Origin of the sequence: Xanthomonas sp. NCPPB 3761 (genome assembly GCF_041475705.2) — a bacterium.
GTDB classification, from domain to species: domain Bacteria; phylum Pseudomonadota; class Gammaproteobacteria; order Xanthomonadales; family Xanthomonadaceae; genus Xanthomonas; species Xanthomonas phaseoli.
The window spans coordinates 2,186,621-2,210,643 of the sequence record NZ_CM191262.1; the positions used below are offsets into that span (position 1 = coordinate 2,186,621).

Below are 24,023 nucleotides of genomic sequence, written 5' to 3' on the forward strand. Positions count from 1 at the left end.
GCCCGCGTGCGCCTCAAATCCTGCGACAGCATGCCGCGTGGTTTGCGAGGCCAGCGTCATGGCGCACTCAGGGCCGCCGCGCGCACAACCGTCAGCGGTCCACGCGTCGGGGCGATGTGCAGATTTCCGCACCGGTGTCTGACCGCCGTCACAAGACGCCGTGCAGCAACGCGCGCACGATGGGCCACGATCATTCGAGGGAGTAACGATGGACCGTAGAACCTTTCTGCGTCGGGGCATGGCGGCCACCGCGGCGGTCGGTGCAGGTGCCACGCTGGCCACGTCGTCGGCTGCAAGCACGCTGCCGGCGCCGACGCTGCCCCGTCTGGAACCGCTGCCTTCGGCCGCGCATGTCGGCAGCACGCTGTGCAGCTTCACCCACCTGCAGCGGCATTGGACGGTCTATGAGCATCTGGACGACGCGCAAGGCCAGCTCACGTTGTGCACCGACAGCGGCATGTTGCGCCTGGACAAACGCACCGAGCCGGCCTATCCGGCCGAGGGCACGCCGTATTTCGGGCTGCCGCTGGCGCAGGTGGCAATGGCCGAAGCCGACCTGCTGGCCGACCGCCTGCTGCGCGACGGCGACCCGGACGAGGCACAGGTGCGCGATGCCGCGCCGCCGCCTGCCTCCTTGCTCGACCCCAAGGACAACGGCGGCCGCTGGCCGTGGACCACCTTTGTGGGCACACGCGAAAGCCTGGACACCATGCCCATCCTCCCCAACGGTCGCAGCCGCACCTCGCGTCCGGAACATGCCTTCGCCGAGCTGGGCGAGGAAGCGCTGATCAAGCGCCGCGAAGAAGGCATGCTCGGCGGCTGGATGCCGGCGGTGCGCAAGGTGATGCGCCGCGAGGGCGAGCCCGACAGCTGGTACGACGTGCTGGTGTTTGCCGACGTGCGGGCAAGCGACCGCTTCGTGGTGCAGACCTGGCACCGCACGATGAAGGTCAAGGCCGGCGCCATCGTCGCGGTGCACTACACGCACAGCTACCCCGAATTTGCACCCTCGCGCAGCGCCGCCACGGCCGAACAGTTCTACGCCGCGCTGATCGATTTCGCTGCGTATTGGCAGCAGGCGCTGCAGGGCACCGTGCAGGCGCAGTTTCCCGATGCGAGCTGGAACGACATGGCGCAGTTCGCGTTCGCGCGCGAGCTGGTGGTGCGCCCTGGCGGCGACTACCCGAAGTATGGCGCGGTGGAACGCGACTACTACGGCAACGAATACGACGGTTTCCAGGACACCTTTACCAGCTCGTTGTACGCCAACCTGGAGTGGGGACGCTTTGCACAAGCCGCGGCGGTGCTCGACAACTACTTCGATGCCTTCGTGCAGGACGATGGCCTGCCGAACATGCGCGGGCCGGAAGTCGGGCAGTTCGGGCTCACCTTGTCGTTGCTGGCGCGGTACCTGCGTTACACCGACGATGCGCCACGGCTACGCCGCGTGCTGCCCAAGATCGCCGCCACCGCGCAGCTGTTGTGCGCCTTGCACGACCAGGCGCTGGCACTGCCGCGCACGGCGCATGGCCATGGGTTGCTGCACGGCTGGAACGAATCCGATGCCTGCCTGTTTCCCGATCCATCGCTATGGTGGAAACCGTATTTCGCCAATAGCGCGCTGACCATTCGCGGCTGGGAAGACATCGCACAGGTGTGGAGCACGCTCGATGGCGATGCCGGCCAGGCCGCGCAATGGCAACGCCGCGCCAAGCAGCTGCGTACGCGGCTGGAGGCCAGCCTGCGTGCCAACGTGCGTCGCGACCTTTCGCCGCCGTACGTGGGTCCGTTGCCCGGGACCACATTGACCTTCCGCCAATCGCTGCTGCAGGAAAAGCCCAGCGAACAGCAATGGCCGCATCGTGCCTATGCCGAACTGCTGCAAACCGATGTGTTGCCGGACGATCTGGCCCACCTGGTGATCGATTGCCTGCGTGGCCACGGCGGCACCAGTATTGGCGTGGTGGCCAACATCGCACCGCCGGAGCCGGGCAGCCGCGATCTGCTCGGTTTCATTTCCTACGGCTACGCGCAACAACTGCTGCGGCTGGATCGCATCGAAGAATACCTGTTGTTCGTCTACGCGCATCGCTATCAAGTGCACACGCGCGGCAGTTGGACCGCCGGGGAAGTCAGCGGCATCACCGGCGGCATGCCGTTGTTCTGCATCCCGGCGCAGATGACCATTCCCTTGCTGCTGCGCTGGATGCTGGTCAGCGACGACAGCGCCGGCGAGCAGTTGTTTCTCGCGCGTGCGGTACCGCGCGCGTGGCTGGGAAGCGGTGCGCCTGTTGGCATCACCGCAGCGCCAACGCGCTGGGGCACGGTCACCTTGACGCTGCGCACCGACACTGCGGCGCGTTGCATCAGTGCCGATGTGCGGTTGCCGGAACGCGCACCTGCACGCACCTGGCTCACCTTGCGCACGCCCGCAGGCACACGCCTGCAGCGCGTGCTGGTCGATGGAAAACCGGCGCGAGTGCAGGGCTCGCATGTGGATCGGGTGGCCTTGCCCGGTGCTGCTGCACTGGTGAAGGTGCAGGCGTGGTACGCCTGACAACCGCGACGCGATGCGCAAGCATCGCCTTGCTGCAGTGTTGCTGGACATCGCGTCCACAGTGCCGCTTTGCTGATCGCATGCAGGTGCTGTGGTCGATCGTAGAGACCAGGGCACATCGGATGATCGTGTCGGTATGTCGCTGCTTGGGCAATCCAGGCATGCCCGAAAGCAGGCGCAAGCACGCGATTTTCCGCATGCGCCCCGACTAAATTCGTCAAGACGGCGCAGTGCCGTTGTCGCAAGATTTTTTTAACGTAACGTGTGTGTCACAACGTGTGCTCTCAGGGGAGAGCGGTGCCGTAGCAGGTGCCGTCCTTGCATGCGTAGAGACCTGCCGCTGAGACGGCAGGCCGGTGCAGTTTCTGTCGTGATCGATCCCTCCATCTGTGCGCTGTGCCGGTGCGGCTTGGCCGTGCGCGGTCGTGCAGGAAGGTGGCCCGTACCCTGCGTCAGCACGAGGATTTCCGATGTCGTCCAGCCGCACTGCCGTTGCTCCCCAACGACGCGCCTTGCAGACCACCAGGCTCGTCAACGCTGTGTTGTTTGCACTGGCGGTCGCCGCCGTGCCGGCCGCCGCGCAACAGCGTGGCGATGGCGCAGACGATGCCACCCAGACCTTGGATCAGATCAACGTCACCGGCACCCATCTGCGCCGCGTCGACGCCGAAACCGCCGGCCCGGTGGTGGTGATCGACCGGCAGCGTATCGAAGACAGCGGGCAGAACACGCTGGGGCAGCTGCTGCAGCGCTTGCCGATGATGGCCGGCTTCCAGACCGGGCCCGCGCTCAATTCCAACTTCAGTCACGGCCGCGCGCTGGTGTCGCTACGCAATCTCGGGCCCGAGCGCACGTTGGTGTTGGTCAACGGCCATCGCATGGCAGGGCCTGCCAGCAGCGTGGCGTCGGCACCCGGCGTGGACGTCAATGCAATCCCCGCAGCGATGGTGGAGCGCGTGGAAGTGCTCACCGACGGTGCGTCGTCGGTATACGGCTCCGATGCGATCGGCGGGGTGGTCAACGTCATCCTCAAGGACAAATACGACGGATTCGCTGCCACCGCGGACTACGCGCAGAGCACCCATGGCGATGCCAATCGACGCACGCTCGGGCTGGAATGGGGCAAGACCTGGGACCGCGGCGGGCTGATCGTGGGGCTCAGCCGAAACTCGATGAACCCGGTGTTCAATCGCGACCGCAGTTATGCGGCCAAGGCGGTGGAATATCTCGATGGGCAGGTCAGCGAGGTTCGCGGCGCCAACACCCGCGCCTTCCTGACCGACGGGCGCGTGCTGACGCCGGTGGATGGCACCGCGCCGGGGCCGGTCGGCGAAGAGGCGTTTCGCCCCTACAATCGCGCCACCGACAGCTACAACGTCTACGACGCGCAGTACCTGATCACCCCGATCAAACGCACCAATGCCTCGCTGCACGGCAGTTTCGACTTCACCCCCAGCGTGCAGGGCTACATGGACGTGTTCTGGACGCGCAGCAAGACGGTCTCGCGCCTGGATGCCTACGGGCTGGAAATGCCGGACGCGGTAGACAACTACTACAACCCGTTCGGCGATCAACTGGACGCCTACTATCTGCGCTCTCCGCAGGCCAATACGCGCGTCTACACCTCCACCATGTTCCAGACCAATATCGTGGCTGGCTTGCGCGGGCGCGTGGATGGCACCAGCTGGCAGTGGGATGCGGCGGCCGGCCATGCACGCTACAAGGACACCTTGGTGCGCACCGGTTTTTCGATCACCTCGGCGTTGAACAACGCAGTCGGTGCTTCGTTCCTGCACAGCGATGGCGGAGTTAAGTGCGGCGCCCCGGGCGCAGTGATCGCCGGTTGCACGCCGATCAATGTCTTCAATCCCAACGACCCGGCCACCATCGCTGCATTGCGTGGCACGCAGCGGCCGGTGGACCTGATTGACAAAAGCCAGATGCGCTTTGTCGATATCAGCGCCAATGGCGATCTGTTCAAACTGCCGGCCGGAATGGTGCAGGCGGCCATCGGCCTGGTGTATCGCACCAATACGTTCGCGCAGGGCACGACGAGCGAGGTGGCCGCTGCCGATGCCGATGGCAATTGCGATTACAACGATGGCTGCATCCTCAAGCAGGGGCGCGATGAGTCGGTCAGGGAAGCCTATGCAGAACTGCTGCTGCCACTGTTGAAGGATGTGCCGTTCGCCGATGTGTTGAACCTGAATATGGGCTCGCGCTATTCCAACTACGGCGCCTGGGGCAGCACCACCAACAGCAAGCTTGCGATCGAGTGGCGGCCAATTGCGAATCTGCTGGTGCGCGCCACCGGCTCGCAGGTGTTCCGGGCGCCGGCGTTGGGCGATTTGTATGGCTCGCCCTACAACAGCGTGATCGACACCACCGGCGATTTCGAGGACCCGTGCACAGGCTTGACCGGCGCGCCCAATCCGGCCTGCGCGAACGTGCCCAACGATGGCAGCTTCATCAACACTGCGCAGTTCAACGTGGTGACCTCCGGCGCCAATAACGTGGGCTTCAAGCTCAAGCCCGAGCGTGGCCGCTCCTACAATGTGGGCGTGGTCTACGACCCGGATCGGTTGCGCGGGCTGTCGCTCAACGTGGACAGCTGGCGAGTCGTGCTGGACGACATGCTGAGCGGTCTCGGCTATCAGCAGGTCGTCAGCGATTGCTTCGACGGCAGCGAAGCCGCCTTCTGTCCGCTGATTCAACGCGATGCCACCGGACAGCTGACGCGGGTGTCGGTGCCGTTCGCGTACAACAGCGGCAAGGTCGATATTCGCGGCTACGATGCCGGCATTCACTACACGCTGGCCGATACTGCCTGGGGCACGTTTGCGCTGGGGCTGGATGCGACGTTCTTCTCCAGCTATCGCTTTGCGGGCGATTCGCATAATTACGTTGGCGAAAATTCCAGCTGGGGCAACATGCCGCGCTGGCGCGCCGTGGCCAATCTGGCCTGGGACAAGGGGCCGTGGCATGCGAGCTGGAACGCCCGTTACCTGGGCCGCACGGTCAACGGTAGCCAGTACGAAAATTTCTGCGTCGACACCAATGCCGATGGTAGCTGCGCCTACTTCCCAATCGGCTCGGTGGTGTATCACGACGCCTCGCTGAGCCGGAAGATCGCATCGCTGCATAGCACGCTGGCGGTGGGCATCGACAACCTGGGCGACCGCAGGCCGCCACGGTTCTATAGCTACTCCAATGCGGCCAATACCGAAGCGAGCACCTACGACACGCTCGGGCGGTATGTCTGGAGCCGGCTGCGCGTGGAGTTTTAGGGCGGCTAACAAGGCAACAAACAGATGTCAGGCAACGTAGACGGCGCTCCGCCCTTGGAACGTAGTGGACGCGCGTTACATGCCGCACCGCGCAATGGCGCGCCAAGTTGGCGCAAGGCTGGGGTTGCCCTGCATGGCCTGCGTCAGCCGGTGGGTGCGCGGCCGGGGGTTCGCGTCATCTGTCGCCACGATCGCTGCGCGTGGTGGCAGACGACGCATAGCAAGGTTCGCATTGCATCGCTGCACTTCGTGTTGACGCGGGTGTTGCCGGCGCAAACAACTATGGTGAGGCGGCTGCATTACATCGCTTGCGATGCAGTGGGGAGTATCGCCGCTGTTTATTGTCCGATGCGCACCAGCCGCCGCATCGATCGCACTGCCTTGCACGCTAATGAGATGGATGCATGAGGAATTTACGCTGGAAGTCGTTCCTGGCGCGGCACCGGCGCTGGTTGCGTCTGACCCGACGCACCGGCGCTGCTGCGCTGTTGTGGACATGCATCATGCTGGGCTGGCCGCTTGCAGTCGCCCAGGAAGCGCCGATCGCCCAGCCCAACGCAATGATCGGCGAGCCGCTGTTCCGCGGCCTCGACCACCCGATGCCTTCCAGCGAAGTGCCGTTTGCGCCCGGCGGACAACTGGCACGGATCTACGCGGCCGATGTCGCGCATGGGGCAGGGCGGGCGCCGGGCAACGATTTCTGGATCGACCGCATGCTGGTGCGCGAGGGAACCGGCGGCGGTTTCGACGATCACAACGACTGGCTGTTTACCCGTGGTCGCGCCGCGTATCTGACCTCTCACGCGCCCGATGCGCCTGGCTTCGTCGGGCAGGTGGCGTATTGGCATGCCACCGATTACGACGCGCTGTTCCACATCCACGCCACGCTGGGCAAGCGGCGTATCCACTGGAAGGAGGTGTCGCAGCAGCGGCGGCAGACGCCGAGCTATTTCACCACCGTGTTCGAAGATCTTGATGCGGGCGTGCGCATGCGCCTGGTCAAGTACATCACCGAGCAGAACGTGGCGGTGGCCGGCGTCGTGCTGTCCAGTCTGGATGGCGCGGCGCACATGCTGTCGCTGCAAGCTGTGTCGCCGATCGCGCAGCATGCTGACGGCAACGAGTTGACCGGTGCATTCGACGCCTACAACCACATCACCACGGTCTTCCCACGTTTGTCCGGCGATAGCTTCCGCGTCGAGGGGCAGCGGCTGGTGCGCGATGTGGAGATCCCTTCCAGCGGCGAAACCGCGGTAATCAAGCTGCAGCTCGGCATGCTTACCCGCGAATTGCCCGAAGCACGCGCCGAGTACACGCGCATTGCCGCGCAGACGCCGCAGCAGGCCTACCAGCAGCACGTGGCCAGCTACAACCGCTGGTGGGTGGACAATCTGCCGTACCTGGATACGCCCGACGAGAACATCAGCAAGAGCCTGTTCTATCGCTGGTGGGTGCTGCGCTTCAACTTCCTCGATGCCAACGTCCCCGGCAACGACTACCAGTTCCCGGTCGCCATCGAGGGTGTGCTTGGCTACGACAATGCCATCGTGCTGACCGCCGGGATGTTCCTGGACGATCTGAAATACCTGCGCAATCCGCTGTACGCCTATGGCACCTGGCTTAGCGCGGGCGAGACCGCGGGCGGCGGCAAGTACACCGACAACCCTGGCTCGCCGGAGAACTGGTCCAACTCCTACGCGCAATACATCACGGCCGCGGCATGGCGGTCGATGCAGATCCACGGCGGGCCAGCGGCGCTGGCGGGCAAGCTGGCACGCTATGGCAGCGGTGACGTGGACGGCGTACTGGCGGCCTACGATCTCAATCACAACGGTTTGATCGAATACGACTGGGCGGCGATGACCGGCAACGACGCCGACGCGGTGTCGTTCGACTGGGCCGACCAGCACGGCCAGATCCGCATGGATCGCACCGAGAGCGCCTACGTCTACGCCAATGCGCAGGCGGCGGCGCAGGCGGCGGCGCTTGCGGGCGATACCGCTACGGCGCAGCGCATGCAGGCCGCCGCGCGCCGTATCCGCAAGGCTGTACTGGACGTGCTGTGGCAGGACCACAGCGACGCGCCCGACTCAGTTGGCCTGTATGGCGATCTGCTCAAGCATCGCCAGGCCGACGGGCCGCGGCTGGCGGTCGATTGGAAGGAAACCAACAACTACTACTCGTTCAGCGTGGGCTTGATGCCCAAGCAGGGCGATTCCGACTACGCCCCCAAGTATGTGCGCGCCTTGCGACTGTTCGCCGACGCAGCGCAATACCCGCTGTTCCCGTTCTATACCGCCAACCAGGTGGACATGCAGGCGCGGGGCAGCGGCACCGATGTGGGCAGCAACAACTTTTCCACCATCAATGCGACGGTGGCATTCCGTCTGTTCGGCTCGGTCCTGCGCGATTACCCCAGCCCGTATCTGAACGCGCAGAGCTACCGCAAGCTGCTGTACTGGAATGCCTGGGCGCCCTTTATCAATGGCGACAATCGCTATCCCGACCAGAACGAATTCTGGGCCAAGGGCAGTGCCAAGAACGGCGGCAAGATCGGGTATCGCTCCTGGATCCACCATACCCAGCTGGGCGCGACCAACTTCAGCATGATCGAGGATGCGATGGGCTTTCGCCCGCGCAGCGACGGTAAGATCGAGTTGTATCCGATCGATATTGGCTGGGACCATTTCGCCGCCGACAATTTGCGCTATCGCGACCGCAATCTGAGCATCGTCTGGGATCGTGATGGCAGCCATTACGGCGGCCGGCTGCCGAAGGGCTATAGCGTCTATCTGGATGGCCGCTTGGCGTTCCGCGTGGACCGGCTGGCGCATGTGGTGTACGACCCGGCCAGCGGCCAGGTCAGTGCCGCGCCGGACGCGGTCAACCGCAATGGCACCGCGCAGGTGCTGGAAGCGCATCCCGCGCCACTGGCGTCGATGACGCAGGTGCCGTTCGCGGCCGGCTCGCGGATCGCGCAGATCCTGGCCAAGGCCGGTGTGGATGTGACGCTGCCGCCCGCGCACAGTCGCGATCTTGCCGAGGGCGCCCGCGTCAGCGCCAGTTTCGCTGCAGCCGGTTTGCCAGCGACGGCAGCGGTGGACGGCAGTACTGCCAGCACGCCGTTCTGGGGCACCGCCGGCTCGCCGTCGGCCAGCGATTGGATTGCGCTGAACCTGGGCAGCCTGCAGACCGTGGATCAGGTCGTGCTGTACTTCTATCGCAGCTCCTCGCCGGGCGGCGATCAGAACGGCTTTCCCTCCGGAACGCTGCCTGGCTACGCGGCACCGTGGATCTACACCGTGCAATATCAGGATGGCAGCGGTGGATGGAAGAACGTTCCCGGCCAGGTCCGCGATGCCGCGATGGCGGAGGGCAATCGCAATCGGGTGCGCTTTCCGGCCATCCGCACCGCCGCGCTGCGCCTGGTGGTGACGCACGCTGGCACGGCGCGCACCGGCATCAAGGAAATCCAGCTGTTCGATAGCGGCTTACCGGCGCCGGCATTTGCGGGCAACACGCCGCCGCAGGTGCAGGCATGGCAGCTGGACACGCCGGGCGCCGATGGCGCGGTGGCGGTGCAAGGCCGCGTTGGTGATGACGGCTTGCCCACTGGCACGCTGCAGGTGCGCTGGCGCGTGCAGCAGGCCCCGGAAGGTGGCGATGCGGTGTTTGCCGATGCCGCCGCGCTACAGACTTCGGTACGTTTCACCCGTGCCGGGCAATACATCTTGCGATTGGTCGCCAACGATGGGGCGCTGATGGGGCATGCCGATGTGCAGGTCAACGCACCGGCCTCGCGGCCGCTGCAGAGCATCCCGTTGCAAGCCATGGCTGCTGTCAGTGCGCAACTCACCGGGATGCAGTACCGCGTGCAGGCCTTGAACGATGGCTTCATCCCACAGGCGGGCAGCTTTCCCAGTGGCAGCCTGCGCTGGGGCAGCTATGGGCTAGACCAGCCAGCGACGGTGTGGTTGCAGTATCAATGGCCACGTCCGGTGCGCTTGTCGTCGAGCACGCTCTATCTATGGAACGACCAGCCCAATGGCGGGGTGGCAGCGCCGGCCGGCTGGACGTTGCAGATGCTGCAGGGCGGACGTTGGCAGGACATCGTCAGCAAAAGCGGCTACCCGATTGCCGCGGGGGCGACAGGTGCGGCGAGCACCGCCAGCTTCGCTCCGATCGTGACCACCGGGCTGCGCGTGGTGTTGACGACGCAGACCAAGGGCGACGGACATGCCGCCATCGGTGTGGACGAATGGCAGGCGCTGTCTGATCTGCCCAAGCAGTTGGAGGCGATCGATCTGCGCACGGCCCCGGGCAACTGCCGACGCTGCCACAGGAGATCACCGCGTTCTTTGCCGATGGCAGTGTGCTGCCGGTGGCGGTGCAGTGGTCCGAGCTGGCCGCCGGCCGCCTGGGCCACGAAGGTGCGGTGGAACTGCAAGGCTTGGTGGAAGGCGCGATTCCCGTCAAGGCCACCATCTGGGTACGCGCGACGCCGCCGGGGCAGATCAATACCGTGCAGCCGTTGCCGACGGTGAGCGCAGTGGTCGGGCATGCACCGACGCTACCGGGCTTTGTGACGGTGCAATACAACGACGGCTCGCGCGAACGCTTGCCAGTGCAATGGCCCACGTTGCAGCCTGCGCGTTACGCTCAGCCTGGCGAGATCCAACTCACCGGCACCGCGCAAGGGCGTGCACCCACCCGAAAAGTGTCGGTGCCGCTGGTGTTGCAGATCAAGGCGGCTACGCCGTGATACGCATGTTCTCTGTTGCGGTGCTGGCCGGCGGGTTGTCGCAGGCCAGCGCGCCGGCCTGCGCCATCCCGCCGCCGCAGGGAACGCAGCTGCATGCACCCGGCAATCCCATCCTCGCCGATGGCAGCACATATTCCGCCGATCCGGCACCACTGGTGGCCGATGGCAAGCTATACATCATTGCTGGCCGCGATACGGCTGCTCCGAATCTCAATGCGTTCGTCATGCCCGGCTGGCAACTGTTCGTCAGCAGCGATCCGGCCAGTGGCGACTGGACCCACTACCGCGATCTATTGCGGCCGCAGCAGGTCTTTGCCTGGGCAGACAAGCGTCATGCCTACGCCGCGCAGATCGTGCAGGGCCCGGATGGGCGCTATTACCTGTATGCGCCGGTGCAGCAGCGCGATTCGCCCAATGCCGACCCATTCGCGATCGGCGTGGCGGTGGCCGATAGTCCGCTCGGCCCGTGGACCGACGCGCATCCGCAGGGCCCGGTGGTCTCGCAGTCGGTGCCGGTCCACAACGACATCCAGAACATCGACCCGACCGTGATGGTCGACGACGACGGGCGGACGTATCTGTATTGGGGCACCTTCGGCGCGTTGTACGGCGTGGAGCTGCAGCGCGACATGGTCAGCTTCAAGGGCACGCCGGTCCTGGTGGACGCGCTGGACGGTTATTTCGAGGCGCCCTGGCTGTTCAAGCGCAACGGCACCTACTATCTGGCGTATGCGGCCAACAACGCCGGGCGTCTTTCGCCATGCACGCCCACGCTGTATCACGCCTGCATTGCCTATGCGAGCGCGCCAACCCCGCTGGGGCCGTGGACATATCGCGGCATCGTATTGCCGCCGGTGTCTTCCACCACCTCGCATCCGGGCATCGTCGAATTTCAGCGGCAGTGGTATCTGGTGTATCACACCGCCGATGCGCGCGGCGGCGGGCATTTCCGCCGCAGCGTGGCGATCGACCGGCTGGAATGGGACGACAGCACCCAGCCGGCCAGCATCCGTACCGTGGTGCCGACGCGGCGTCCGATGCCACCTGCGCCGCCCACGCGCAATCAAGCGCCATCGGCCTATGCAACCGCATCCAATGGCCCGGATATCCCGGTGCAGTACTGGATATCCGCGCTCAACGACGGCATCGTCAAGGCCAATCCCTTGCCGCCGGAGATGTGGGGCAGCTGGACGGACAACAACCCATCGCAGCAGTGGATCCAGTACAGCTGGGCGCAACCGATCACCGTGGATCGCACGCGCATCGTGTTCTGGGCCGACCACCCGGCCGGTGCCGACGTCGGCGTGGCACCGCCAGCGCGCTGGCATCTGGAATACCGGAGCGCGGGGCGATGGCAGCCCGTGCAGCCGCGCGATGGGTATGGCACGCGTCCCGATCACGATGAAGCGGTGTCGTTCGCGCCGGTGACAACGCGCTGTGTGCGCGTGGTCATGGACGCCTCCGGCAACCCGGCCAGCTACGCCGCGCTGGCAGTGCAGGAATGGGAAGTGCTGGCGCCACAGCCACAACGGCTGCCATCTGCCGCGGCCGCCGACAGCACGCGTTGCGATGCGCCGTGAAGCAACTGACAAGGCGCCGCGTGCGGCAATCGAACGATGGCTCAGGGTGCGCGAGCAGGGCAGTGCATGGGCTGGACATCACGCATCGGCTTCTGCGCACTGGCCGCGCGTGCCTTGCAACCGTGTCCCGAGTGGTTCAGGCGCGCTGACGTGCGTTGCCCCACATTGCAAGCAGCTGTGTCGCCCCGCGCAGCCGTCGCATCTGCTCACCCTGGCGGCCTTGCCGCAGCGTCCTTGGTGTATGTCTGCCGCAGCGGTTGCCGCCAGCGGCTCGGCCTTCGTCCATCAACGCCACACTGTCTTTCCAATGCTTCCATGAGGTCGCAGGTGCCACAGATCCCCGCCATGCGCTTTCGCACCATCGCCACCTGGTGCGTGTCGCTCGCCCTCGCGCATATCGTGTCGGTGGCCGCGGCGCCACTTGCCGCTCCCACGCCCGCGCAGTACACGCAAGCGATGGGCTTGTCCGATCACTATGCCTCGCTGGTGGACCGGCAGCCTGCAGCGCCGGTGTGGGTGGATGCCGGGCATTTCCTGTATCGGCGTGGGGTGGCGCGCAGCGAGCAGCTGCCGGCGATCGAGTACCGCCTGGTGGAGGCGGCCAGTGGCCGCAACACACTGGCCTTCGATCACGCGCGGTTGGCCGCCGCATTGACGCAGGCTGGTGCCGGGGCGGTCGACGCAGCGCGACTGCAGCTCGAGGAGCCCACCCTGGAACAGCAGCGCCTGAGCTTCCAGCTGGCGAAACTGGGCTGGCAATGCGATCTGCTGCGCTATCGCTGCGCACATCTGCCCGAACGCGACCTGCCGGCCGAATCGATGGACATGCGCCTGCCGCTCAAGCAGGGCGATCAGCCGGCCAAGCAATCGCCGGATGGCCGCTGGCGCGCCTGGGTGGAGCAGGGCAACCTGGTTATCGCACCGGTCGGCAGTCACGAACGCAGCGTGCTCAGCCACGATGGCAGTGCGCAGGACTACTACGCACTCGACAGCGTGGTGTGGTCGCCGGATTCGCAGCATCTGGCGGCGTATCGGGTCAAGGCACCGCCGCCGCGGACGGTGTACTACATCGAGTCGGCGCCCGCTGATCAGCTGCAGCCGAAGTTGCATCAGCAGGTCTACCCCAAGCCGGGCGATGCGTTGCCGGTGATGCAACCGGTGCTGTTCGACATCGCCACGCACGCAGCGCATCCGGTGGCGATGACCTTGCTGCCCAATGCCTTCACCTTGAGCGAGATGGTCTGGTGGAACGACAGCCGCGGCTTCACCTTCGAATACAACGCGCGCGGGCACCAGCTGTATCGGGTGATCGAGGTGGACGCACGTACCGCCAACGCGCGTACGCTCATCGAAGAGACATCGCCCACCTTCATCGAATACTCCGAGCTCAGTGGCGAGCATGAGAACGGCGGCAAGCACGCGCGCCAGGATCTGGACGATGGCGCGCAAATCGTGTGGGCCTCCGAGCGCGATGGCTGGGAGCATCTGTATCTGTACGACGGCCACAGCGGCGAGGTGATCCGCCAGATCACCCGTGGCGACTGGGTAGTGCGCAAGCTCGATCGCATCGACGAAGCCGCAGGGCAGGTGTACTTCACCGCCTCGGGCATGCAGCCCGGCGAGGACCCGTACTATCGCCATGCCTATCGCGTCGGCCTGGATGGCCGCGGGCTCACCGCATTGACGCCGCTGGTTGCCGATCATGAGGTGCGCTATTCGCCCGATGGAACCTGGCTACTGGATCTGTATTCGCGCGTGGATCTGGGCCCGGTGCTGGAACTGCGGCGCAGCGCAGATGGCGGCCTGGCACGCACGGTGGAGCGCACCGACCTGAGCCGCCTGCTGGCGGCTGGGTGGCAGGCGCCGCTGCCGTTCCACACCACCGGGCGCGATGGCAAGACCGAGATCTGGGGCGTCATCCATCGCCCGCAGCAGCTCGATTCGCAGCGGCGCTATCGGGTCGTCGAAGACATCTATGCAGGTCCGCAGGGCTCGTTCGTCCCCAAGCGCTTTACCACCGCCACACCATCGCTCACCGGGATGGGGTTTGCGGTGGCGCAAATCGATGGCATGGGCACCAACAACCGCTCGCGCGCCTTCCACGATGTGGCCTGGCGCAACCTCAAGGACGCCGGGTTGCCGGATCGTATCGCCTGGCACAAGGCCGCCGCAGCGCAGTACCCGTGGTACGACATCGGCGGCGGCGTCGGCGTGTACGGCACCTCGGCGGGCGGGCAAAACGCGTTGGGGGCGCTGCTGTTTCATCCGGAGTTCTATGTGGCAGGTGTGGCCAATTCCGGGTGTCACGACAACCGCATGGACAAGATCTGGTGGAACGAACAGTGGATGGGCTGGCCGGTCGGGCCGTGGTACGCCGCCTCGTCGAACGTGGAGAACGCCGCGCGCCTGCAGGGACATTTGTTGCTGGTCACCGGCGACATGGATATGAATGTCGACCCGGCCAGTACCTTCCAGGTGGCCGATCGCCTGATCAAGGCCGGCAAGGACTTCGATCTGCTGGTCGTGCCGGGCGGCGACCACGGTGCCGGTGGCGATTACGGCAGGCGCCGCCTGCTGGATTTCTTCCTGCGCTGGATGCAGCAGGCGCCCACCCCGGAGTGGAATCGCAATGCAGCAGCGTCACCCGCACCGGCGCTGTGATGCGCGTACGCTGCCGGTCGCGTGCGTCGATTTGACGTGCGCGGCACACCCAGCCCGATGCCCCGGTCCGCGCAGCGATCCTGGTCAGCTTGATCTGCACTCCAATCGCCGCAAGCAGTGCGCAAGCGTGCGGGCTCGAGCGCGCTCGTGCCGCCACGCATGATCGTTCAGTTGCGAACCATGCTGTTTTCCGCATGCGCGTTCGCCAAATGCGACAAGACGTAGCGTCCGCGCACAGGCACATTGTGACCAGCTGATGAAAACTGGAGCGCAAACGCGCATCCAGTGTGGAATGCACCACCTTCCTGGCAATACGCGTTGCTGCGCGATTTTCCGGTCGCCTGCGTCGCACGTTGTGTGCGTGTCTGCAACACGACCGTGTCAGCGGTTCGTTGCAGCGTGCGTCTGCCATCTACGTCGCCCTGCGCCGCTGTACGTCGGCACGGGCAGGTATTGCCCACTGTTTGTCTTTCGTCACACTCAGGAGCCTTGCATGCCGATGTTGCCGTTGCCTCTCTCCCGCACGACCAACGCCACCACGCGGCCGTTGCCGAGCATGCTCACTTCCGCGCTGTTGCTGGCGCTGTCGGCAGGTGCGGCCGCGCCGGTGGCTGCGCAGCAGGCGGCGGGTGGCGATGCGACGCAGACGCTGGACAGCGTGGTCGTCACCGGCTCGCGCCTGCGCCGCGTGGACACCGAAACCGCCAACCCGGTGGTCACCGTCAGCCAGGAGCAGATCGCTGCCACCGGCAAGGCGACCGTGGGCGATTTGCTGCAGGAATTGCCATCCATCGCCGGCAATGCCACCAATCCCTACACCAACAACGGCGGCGGCACCGGCGCCTCGGCGATCTCGCTGCGCGGCCTGGGCGACAAGCGCACGCTGGTGCTGGTCAACGGCATCCGGCTGGCCTACAACGACGTCAACGCCATCCCTTCCAGCATGATCGAACGCATCGAGGTGCTCAGCGATGGCGCGTCTGCGGTGTACGGCTCCGATGCGATCGGTGGCGTGGTCAACTTTATCCTGCGCTCGCGCTTCGACGGCGTGCAGTTCAGCAGCGACTTCGGCACCAGCAGCGAAGGCGATGGCAACCGCCGCAACTTCACCTTGACCGCCGGCAAGACCTGGGAGCGCGGCAGCTTGATCGGCGGCCTGTCGTATCACAACATCGATGCCGTCTCGGCAGCGGCGCGCGACTACTCCAAGGACGCGCTCGCGCTGACCAATGGCCAACCGGTGAAGCAGGGCTCCTCCGCCACGCCCACCGGCACAGTGAACTTCAATGACGGGTCGGATCAATCGCAGCTGCTTGCACAATCCAATGGTTGCGGGCGCGTCACCCTCAACAGCGGCGTCAGCGGGCGGGCAGGTCCTGGCGATTTCCATTGTTATAACGCTGCTGCAGATTCCTACAACTATCAGCCGTTCAACCTGTTGCAGACCCCGCAAAAACGCACGAACGCCTTCCTGCTGGGGACCTACCGCTTCAGCGACAGCGTCGAAGGCTACGTCAATACCTGGTTTAGCAAAACCGAGTCGGCTTCGATCATTGCGCCGATTCCGATTTTTTCCAACGGCGACAACATCCTGGTGTCGGCGCAGAGTTACTACAACCCGTTCGGCGTCAACTTCGGCACCGACCGCACCACCGGCACCTCCTACAACGACCTCAATACGCGCGCCACCGTGTTGGGCAACCGCCGTTACCAGTACAACACCTACAACTTCCAGATCAGCCCGGGTCTGCGCGGCCGTTTCGGCGACAGCTCCTGGCAATGGGATGCCACCTTCAACTACGGCAAGGTCAAGCAAAAGTCGATCAACAACGGCTTTCTCGACTATGCCGCGTTCAATCAGGCCATCGGCCCCTCGTTCCTGGACAGCGACGGCACGGTCAAGTGCGGCAGTGCGGGCGCAGCGATTGCCGGCTGTACGCCGTTGAATTTCTTCAACCTCAACGACAGCGGCAACCTGGCCACGTTGCAGGGCATGGTGGTCAACCCGATCGTCACCAGCGTTTACACGGTCAAGCAATTCGAGGCCAATGCCAACGGCACGCTCTTTGCGTTGCCGGCCGGCGAGGCCAGCCTGGCAGCGGGCATTTCGTACCGCAAGGAACGCTCCACCACCGCTTCGGATCCGTTATGGACCGGTGATGAAAACGGCCTGTGCGGGGTCATCGAATTCTGCTCGTCCAGCTTGAGCGGCAGTTTCGATGTCAAGGAGGCCTATGCCGAAGCACTGTTCCCTCTGCTCAAGGACCTGCCCGGCATCAATGCGCTGAACATCACCGTGGGCACGCGTTTTTCCGACTACAGCTCGGTGGGCAGCAAGACCAATAGCAAGCTGTCGCTGGAATACCGCCCCATCGAAAACCTGCTGCTGCGCGGCACCGTTTCTCAGGTGTTTCGCGCACCCAACATCAACGAGTTGTATGCCGGCGTAGCTGGCGATGCGGCCACGGTCAACGACCCGTGCAATGGCTATACCGGCGGCAATACGGTGGCCTGCGCCAATGTGCCCACTGACGGCAGCTACCAGCAATCGGACGGGCAGGTGTCGGGCAAGGTCTCCGGCGCGGCAGTGGCGGGCTACCAGCTCAAGCCGGAAACCGGTAAGTCCTACGACGTCGGATTCGTGTACGACCCGCAATGGATCGACGGCCTGTCGCTGAGTGCGGACTGGTGGCGCATCGACCTGGAAGACACCATCACCACGGTGTCGGCGCAGACGGTGCTCAATCAATGCTTCGCCAATTCCGCCAGCGCGTTCTGTGCGCTCATCCATCGCAACGGCAATGGCACCATCAATTACATCGCCGAGCCCACCGTCAACCTGGGCAAGCTGTGGGCCAAGGGCATGGACTTCAATCTGACCTACCGCTTGCCTGCAATGACGTGGGGTAATGTCACCGCCGGCCTCAACGGCACCTATCTCACCCGTTACGACGTGCTGCCCGACACCACCGATCCCAGCTCGGTCACCATCCACAACGTCGGCCGCTACACCCAGGCCTACGGCAATTTTCCGCGCTGGCGCGCACTTGGCACGGTTAACTGGGCGCTGGACGACTGGAGCGCCACCTGGCGCATCCGCTATGTGGGCCACACCGCCATCGGTAATTCGGATCCGGACCAGAGCCTGTCGGCCGATTCCAGCGAACCGACCGTGGTGCGCAATATCGGCGCTTACGTCTACAACAACCTGCAGCTTGGCTATAACGTGGAGCCGTGGCATACGCGCTTCGAAGTCGGCGTAGACAACATCGCCAACAAGCAGCCGCCGTTGTATTACTCCAATAACGTGGGCAATGCGAACACCGATGTGGCCACCTACGATCTGCTCGGGCGTTTTTACTGGGCACGCGCGACGGTGAAGTTTTGAGTGCGCCGTTGTCTCGCTGCGCTGCGTGGCCGGGTGCGATCGCTTGTGCAGATGCCACGTCACCGCAAGCGTTGCCAGGGCAGTTGCGATCGCAGTGTTGCGACCACGCGCGCGAGCGTGCGCGCTCTCAGGAGGTAAGCTGATCCCATGACGGAAGCGCACCCGAGCGAATCGACCTGCAACCACACGCCGTCGTTGTCGCGACGGCGCTTTCTGGCCTGGAGCAGCCTGGCGGTTGCGGCCGGCTTCCTGCGCTTTCCGGCCCAGGCCAGCGCTGCGCAGCCGGGCAGCGTGCGCGCGGTGCCGCTTGCGCAGGTCAGGCTTGCGCCGTCGTTGTTCCTGGATGCGCTGCAGACCAACCGGCGCTATCTGATGCGGCTGCAGCCGGACCGGCTGTTGCACAACTTCGTGCTGTATGCCGGCCTCGACCCGAAGGCGCCGGCCTATGGCGGCTGGGAAGCGGACACCATCGCCGGGCATACGCTCGGCCACTATCTCAGCGCACTGGCACTGATGCACGCGCAAACCGGTGATGCGCAGTGCCGCACGCGCGCCGCCTATATTGTCAGCGAACTCGCGCGCTGCCAGGCACATGCGGGCGATGGCTACGTGGCCGGCTTCACGCGCAAGAACGCGGCCGGGCAGATCGAGAGTGGGCGCGAGGTCTTCGACGAGCTCAAGCGCGGCAAGATCGACCCGGCGCCGTTCTACCTCAACGGCAGCTGGACACCGCTATACACCTGGCACAAACTGTTCGCCGGATTGCTCGACGTGCATGCGCATTGCGATGACGCGCAGGCGCTGCAGGTCGCGGTGGATCTGGCCGGGTATCTGCAGGGCATCTTCTCCGCGCTCGACGAGGCGCAATTGCAAAAGGTACTGTCGTGCGAATTCGGCGGCCTCAACGAATCGTTCGTCGAACTGCATGTACGTACGGATGATGCACAATGGCTGGCGCTGGCGCAGCGCCTGCATCACCACGCCGTACTCGACCCGCTGGTCGCACAGCGTGATGAATTGGCGCACCAGCATTCCAATACCAACATCCCAAAGCTGATCGGTGTGGCCCGCGAGTACGAGGTCACCGGCGATGCCGCATCCGGCGCTGCGGCGCGCTTCTTCTGGCACACCGTTACCGACCACCACACCTATGTCATCGGCGGCAATGGCGACCGCGAATATTTCCAGCAGCCGGACAGCATCTCGAAGTTCCTCACCGAGCAGACCTGCGAGCATTGCGCCAGCTACAACATGCTCAAGCTCACCCGCCACCTGTATCAATGGGGCCCGCAGGCGGAGTTGTTCGACTACTACGAACGCACCTTGCTCAACCACGTGATGGCACAGCAGCATCCACGCACCGGCATGTTTACCTACATGACGCCGCTGCTGGCCGGCGAAGCGCGCGGCTGGTCGTCGCCGTTCGACGATTTCTGGTGCTGCGTCGGTAGCGGCATGGAAGCGCACGCGCAGTTCGGCGATTCCATCTACTGGCAGGACGGGCAGGGCGTCTATATCAATTTGTACGTGCCTTCCACCGTGCGCGACGCCGCCGGACTAAACATGACCTTGCACAGCGCCTTGCCGGAGCAGGGCAGCGCCTCGCTGCGCATCGATGGCGCGCCGCCAGCGCAACGCATGCTCGCACTGCGCGTGCCGGGTTGGGCGCAACAACCGCGCCTGCGACTCAATGGCCAACCTGTCGATGGCAGCGCCAGCGATGGCTATCTACGCCTCACGCGCGTCTGGCAGCCCGGCGATACCCTCCAGCTGTCGTTCGACATGCCGCTGCGCCTGGAAGCGACCCCGGACGATCCCGCCTGGGTGTCGGTGCTGCACGGCCCGCTGGTGCTCGCCGTCGATCTGGGCGACGCCGCCAAGCCGTGGTCGGGCAAGACCCCGACATTGATCGGGGGGCAGGACATCCTGCAACGCCTGCAGCCGGTGCCGGGCAAGACAGCATTTACTTACAGCGATGGCGCACAGCAATGGCAGTTGTCGCCGTTCTACGCCCAGTTCGACCGCCGCAGCGCGGTTTACCTGGAACACCGCGACGCCGCCGCATGGCGGCAACGCCAGACCGAACGGGCGGCAGCAGCGGCAGCGCAGCACGCACTCGACACCCGCGCGCTCGATCGCATCGCGCTGGGCGATGAAGCCTCCGAAAAGGCGCATGCACTGCAGGGGGAAAATTCCAACCCGCTCAGCTACCGCCGCCGGCCCGGCCGCGACGTGCGCACTGGCGGCTTCATGGCCTTCACCCTGCGCAATACCGCCCAGGCCCGCATCCTGCGCCTACGCTACTGGGGCGACGAAACCCGCCGCCGCTTCCGCATCCTCGCCGAGGGCGAACTCATCGCCAACGAACGCCTGGACGGCAACAGTGGCCTGGAGTTCGTCGATGTCGATTACCCCTTGCCCGCATCAGTGGCCGGCCGCGCCACCCTGCAGATCCGCATCGAGCCGGAGACCGGCTACTCGGCAGGGCCGGCGTTTGGGTGCTGGGTGTTGGAGTCGGCGTGAGTGTTGTAGCGCGTGCCTCTAGGGTGCGACGAGATTCTTGCGATGTACCACAAAAGGTTGCCAACAACTAAACAAATCCTAGAGGTGTGCAGAAAAATCAAGCGAGAAATCAGCCGCACCCTCTTCTTTTTACTGAAAAAATATGGGTGTTCTGGAAAAAAGGTTGAGTACCTATTTGTAATTTAATTTACGCTTGGAGTATTAATGTTCCGATCCTTAATGCTTTTATGAAATTGATGTCATTGTTGAATTGAATGGCAATGACATCAGTTTCCAGGCATATGCAGAAGAACACCGAGTCAGAGCTCTGAGGGGTAGGTGTTGCGACTAATTTTATGACCTGGTTTAATTTATAGCCATTTATTGCGGCATAAATATCGTCCATGATTCGAAATGAAAAATAGTTCTGAAGCTTATTGGCTTCTTCGGCATTTCCGTAGCGAAAGTCTCTAACGAGGAATGGCCTAATTTCAACTTCAAGGTCGCGAAGTCCGTGCTGAAGAACTTGAATGTCTGAAAAATCCAGGTCAGGAAGCCAGCTGAAGTGGTCTTTAATGGCGGATTCACATGACCTTTCATTCTTTAGTGGGGCAATAAAGGCGTAGGCCGAATAGTCTCTAATATTGCCACTGTAAGACGCTATTCCTGAGAGAAATCCGTCCAATCTTGAGACACTTTTTTCAATATTTAATCCGCGCATTTTTTATCCTTGGCAATTACTGCCACAAATGTTCCTATGCGACGACTCGAGTTTTGCAAGGGCTGCTGATAATATTGCAATTCGTGTGGAGTGTCCTTTATAACTTGCGGAGCGCGGATTCAAGTCCGTTCGCCTCCACGAAATTTGTGCTCTCAACACTCTAATTGCTTGAGCGAGCTTCCTGCATGCTTCGTCACCTCCAAATGGATCTGGAGTAAAGTAAAGTGCTGCGTTTTCTTGGTAGTGATCATAGGGGGGCTGGGCCAGCGGCGAGTCCGTTTTCAGACAACGCTCCAAGCTGTTCATCTAACCAGCGACGTCCCCCCGCCCTGAGTAGCGGCCAGGTTTAGAGTCCGGGGGTAATCCCCCCGCCCATTAGCAGACGCCAGAAGTGGAATTTTCTCGTCCCCTTTCCCGAGGAGGTTCCATGAAGAAGTCCCGCTTTACCGACAGCCAGATCATCGCCGTGCTCAAGCAGGCCCAGGCCGGTGCGCCCGTGCCGGAGCTGTGCCGCGAGCACGGCATCAGCTCGGCCACGTTCTACAAGTGGCGCAGCAAGTTCGGCGGCATGGACGTGTCCATGGTCGCGCGCATGAAGGAGCTGGAGGGGTAATCCCCCCACTTCTAGCGGTCGCCAGAAGTGGAGCTAAGCGGCCATCGCCAACTTCATGGCAGGCGTGATGCCGCCGAGCGCCATATTCGGACGCTCGTGGTTGTACGTCCATAGCCAGCGGGTGGCTTTGTCCTGCACCTGGTCGATGGTGTCGAACAGGGTTTGGGCGAGCCAGGCGTAGCGGATGGTGCGGTTGTAGCGTTCAACGTAGGCGTTCTGCTGTGGCTTGCCCGGCTGGATGTGCTCGACCCGGATACCATGCCGCTGCGCCCAGGACAGCAACGCGCCACTGATGTATTCAGGGCCGTTGTCGCAGCGGATCACGGCGGGCTTGCCGCGCCACTCGATGATCTGCTCCAGCGATCGGATCACACGGGCTGACGGCAGCGACAGATCCACCTCGATCCCCAGCCCCTCGCGATTGAAGTCGTCGAGCACATTGAACAGCCGGAAGCTGCGGCCGTCGGCCAACTGGTCGTGCATGAAGTCCATCGACCAGACCTGGTTGATAGCCTCCGGCACCGCCAGAGGCTCGGGCCGCTCACGCACCAGCCGCTTCCTCGGCTTGATCCGCAGGTTCAACTCCAGCTCGCGGTAGATCCGGTAGACCCGCTTGTGATTCCAGCCAAAGCCCTTCACGTTGCGCAGGTACAGGTAGCACAGGCCAAAGCCCCAGTCGCGATGGGCGGTCGTCAGGCGGACCAGCCAGTCGGCGATCCGGGCGTTCTGCTCGCTGGCCTTGGCCTGGTAACGGAAGCAGGTCTCGCTCACCGCGAAGGCCTGGCAGGCGTGGCGGATGTTCGTACGCCCGCTCGTGACTGCCGATTGGGCCATCTCGCGTCGCTGAGATGGCCTCACCATTTTTTTGCGAGCGCTTCCTTCAGCAGGTCGGTACTGAGCTGCGCCTCGGCGTACATCTTCTTGAGCCGGCGGTTCTCCTCCTCCAGCTCCTTCATGCGCGCGACCATGGACACGTCCATGCCGCCGAACTTGCTGCGCCACTTGTAGAACGTGGCCGAGCTGATGCCGTGCTCGCGGCACAGCTCCGGCACGGGCGCACCGGCCTGGGCCTGCTTGAGCACGGCGATGATCTGGCTGTCGGTAAAGCGGGACTTCTTCATGGAACCTCCTCGGGAAAGGGGACGAGAAAATTCCACTTCTGGCGTCTGCTAATGGGCGGGGGGATTACCCCAGGAAGTCATCCTGAGTCAAATCCTTGGCCAGCTTGCGGGTGAGGTGGGGCATGCCGGTCTGGCTCAATCCAAGACCGTTGCCGCCTCCCAAGAAGAGATAGGCATTGGAGTGGTCGGTTCTGACCGACGCGTGCTTGATCAGCCCATCATCGATTTCTTGGACAAACCGGCGCAGCAGATCCCCGAAGGTCCAGGCCTCGGCAGTGTGGGCATACGGGGTTTGCCGAAGCTCCAAGGAGGCGTGTTCTCGGCGGACATAGGCCTCGGCCATGAGCCGCGCAGCGTCGATGTGGTGCTCGGTATTTGGGGGCGCCTTGGGGTCGACGGGGTAGCGCACCAGCGGGAACTTCAACGCCTGCCCGTCGAGGGACCTTCGGATACGCGCCTCCCACCTCAGCTGCCCGTCCGTCCTGAGCGTCACGCCCGCCACAGAGCTAACGGCCTGGGAGGCTTTGATGCCGCGCGGAAGCGTGCCATTGAAGGTCTTGGTGCGCCCCGGCTTGACAGCTGCTTTGGCTTTGCTCACTTAGCGTCTCCCTGTATCCTTAGACGGATGGCCCCGTGGCACAATTGGATAGCGCGCGTCCCTCCTAAGGACGAGGTTGCTGGTTCGAACCCAGCCGGGGTCACCACTTCTTTGACAATCGGTTGAGTTGGCCGATCGTTGCCACAGACTTGCCACAGTCGGGCTGGACTTCAACGCAAAGCCTTGTCCTGCTTGGGTCTTAGTGTAGCGACGTTGTCCCTCCTAAGGGGAAG

General features: G+C 63.9%; 8 protein-coding genes, 1 tRNA gene and 3 pseudogenes. 9 read left to right on the top strand and 3 right to left on the bottom strand.

The annotated features are described in order from the left end of the window. Positions 1–208 precede the first annotated feature (208 nt). The 7 genes and pseudogenes from ACCQ00_RS09660 to ACCQ00_RS09690 all read left to right on the top strand — a co-directional run bounded on the left by ACCQ00_RS09660 (position 209) and on the right by ACCQ00_RS09690 (position 20,758). The gene (locus tag ACCQ00_RS09660; RefSeq protein ID WP_039572336.1) at positions 209–2,557 is read left to right on the top strand and encodes a hypothetical protein; all 2,349 of its coding nucleotides are present in this window, start codon (positions 209–211) and stop codon (positions 2,555–2,557) included. Between the two features lie 470 nt (positions 2,558–3,027). Further along, positions 3,028–5,844, top strand: a complete 2,817-nt coding sequence (locus ACCQ00_RS09665; protein WP_039583405.1) for a TonB-dependent receptor domain-containing protein — start codon at positions 3,028–3,030, stop codon at positions 5,842–5,844. A gap of 404 nt (positions 5,845–6,248) precedes the next feature. Beyond that, a pseudogene (locus tag ACCQ00_RS09670) lies at positions 6,249–10,606 on the top strand (Ig-like domain-containing protein). Between the two features lie 5 nt (positions 10,607–10,611). Then, positions 10,612–12,186, top strand: a complete 1,575-nt coding sequence (locus ACCQ00_RS09675; protein ID WP_039572342.1) for a family 43 glycosylhydrolase — start codon at positions 10,612–10,614, stop codon at positions 12,184–12,186. A gap of 315 nt (positions 12,187–12,501) precedes the next feature. Then, positions 12,502–14,847 carry a S9 family peptidase gene (locus tag ACCQ00_RS09680; protein WP_039572345.1) on the top strand — a complete coding sequence of 782 codons (2,346 nt, stop codon included), beginning with the start codon at positions 12,502–12,504 and terminating at the stop codon, positions 14,845–14,847. A 493-nt stretch (positions 14,848–15,340) separates the two neighbouring features. Beyond that, positions 15,341–18,235 (top strand): TonB-dependent receptor domain-containing protein, encoded by a 2,895-nt coding sequence (locus ACCQ00_RS09685; protein ID WP_039572348.1) that lies wholly within the window; start codon positions 15,341–15,343, stop codon positions 18,233–18,235. A 147-nt stretch (positions 18,236–18,382) separates the two neighbouring features. Further along, positions 18,383–20,758 carry a glycoside hydrolase family 127 protein gene (locus ACCQ00_RS09690; protein WP_039572350.1) on the top strand — a complete coding sequence of 792 codons (2,376 nt, stop codon included), beginning with the start codon at positions 18,383–18,385 and terminating at the stop codon, positions 20,756–20,758. Positions 20,759–20,945: 187 nt separating this feature from the next. Here the strand turns inward: ACCQ00_RS09690 and ACCQ00_RS09695 are convergent, their stop codons facing one another. Then, positions 20,946–21,458, bottom strand: coding sequence for a hypothetical protein (locus ACCQ00_RS09695; protein WP_127446475.1), 513 nt, complete (start codon positions 21,456–21,458; stop codon positions 20,946–20,948). 427 nt (positions 21,459–21,885) lie between these two features. On the opposite strand from ACCQ00_RS09695, the pseudogene ACCQ00_RS09700 reads away from it, so the two are divergent. Beyond that, positions 21,886–22,065: pseudogene (locus ACCQ00_RS09700) on the top strand (transposase); the annotation flags it as partial. Positions 22,066–22,104: 39 nt separating this feature from the next. Here the strand turns inward: ACCQ00_RS09700 and ACCQ00_RS09705 are convergent. Then, positions 22,105–23,192, bottom strand: a protein-coding gene (locus ACCQ00_RS09705) for an IS3-like element ISXac2 family transposase (RefSeq protein WP_087944778.1) whose coding sequence is annotated in 2 segments (ribosomal slippage) — positions 22,105–22,940 and positions 22,940–23,192 — 1,089 coding nt in all. Because the reading frame shifts where the segments join, the coding sequence is not laid out codon by codon here. Between the two features lie 67 nt (positions 23,193–23,259). Beyond that, positions 23,260–23,790, bottom strand: a pseudogene (locus ACCQ00_RS09710) (site-specific integrase); the annotation flags it as partial. Between the two features lie 29 nt (positions 23,791–23,819). On the opposite strand from ACCQ00_RS09710, the gene ACCQ00_RS09715 reads away from it, so the two are divergent. Continuing rightward, a tRNA-Arg gene (locus ACCQ00_RS09715) sits at positions 23,820–23,896 on the top strand. The last annotated feature ends 127 nt before the right edge of the window (positions 23,897–24,023 follow it).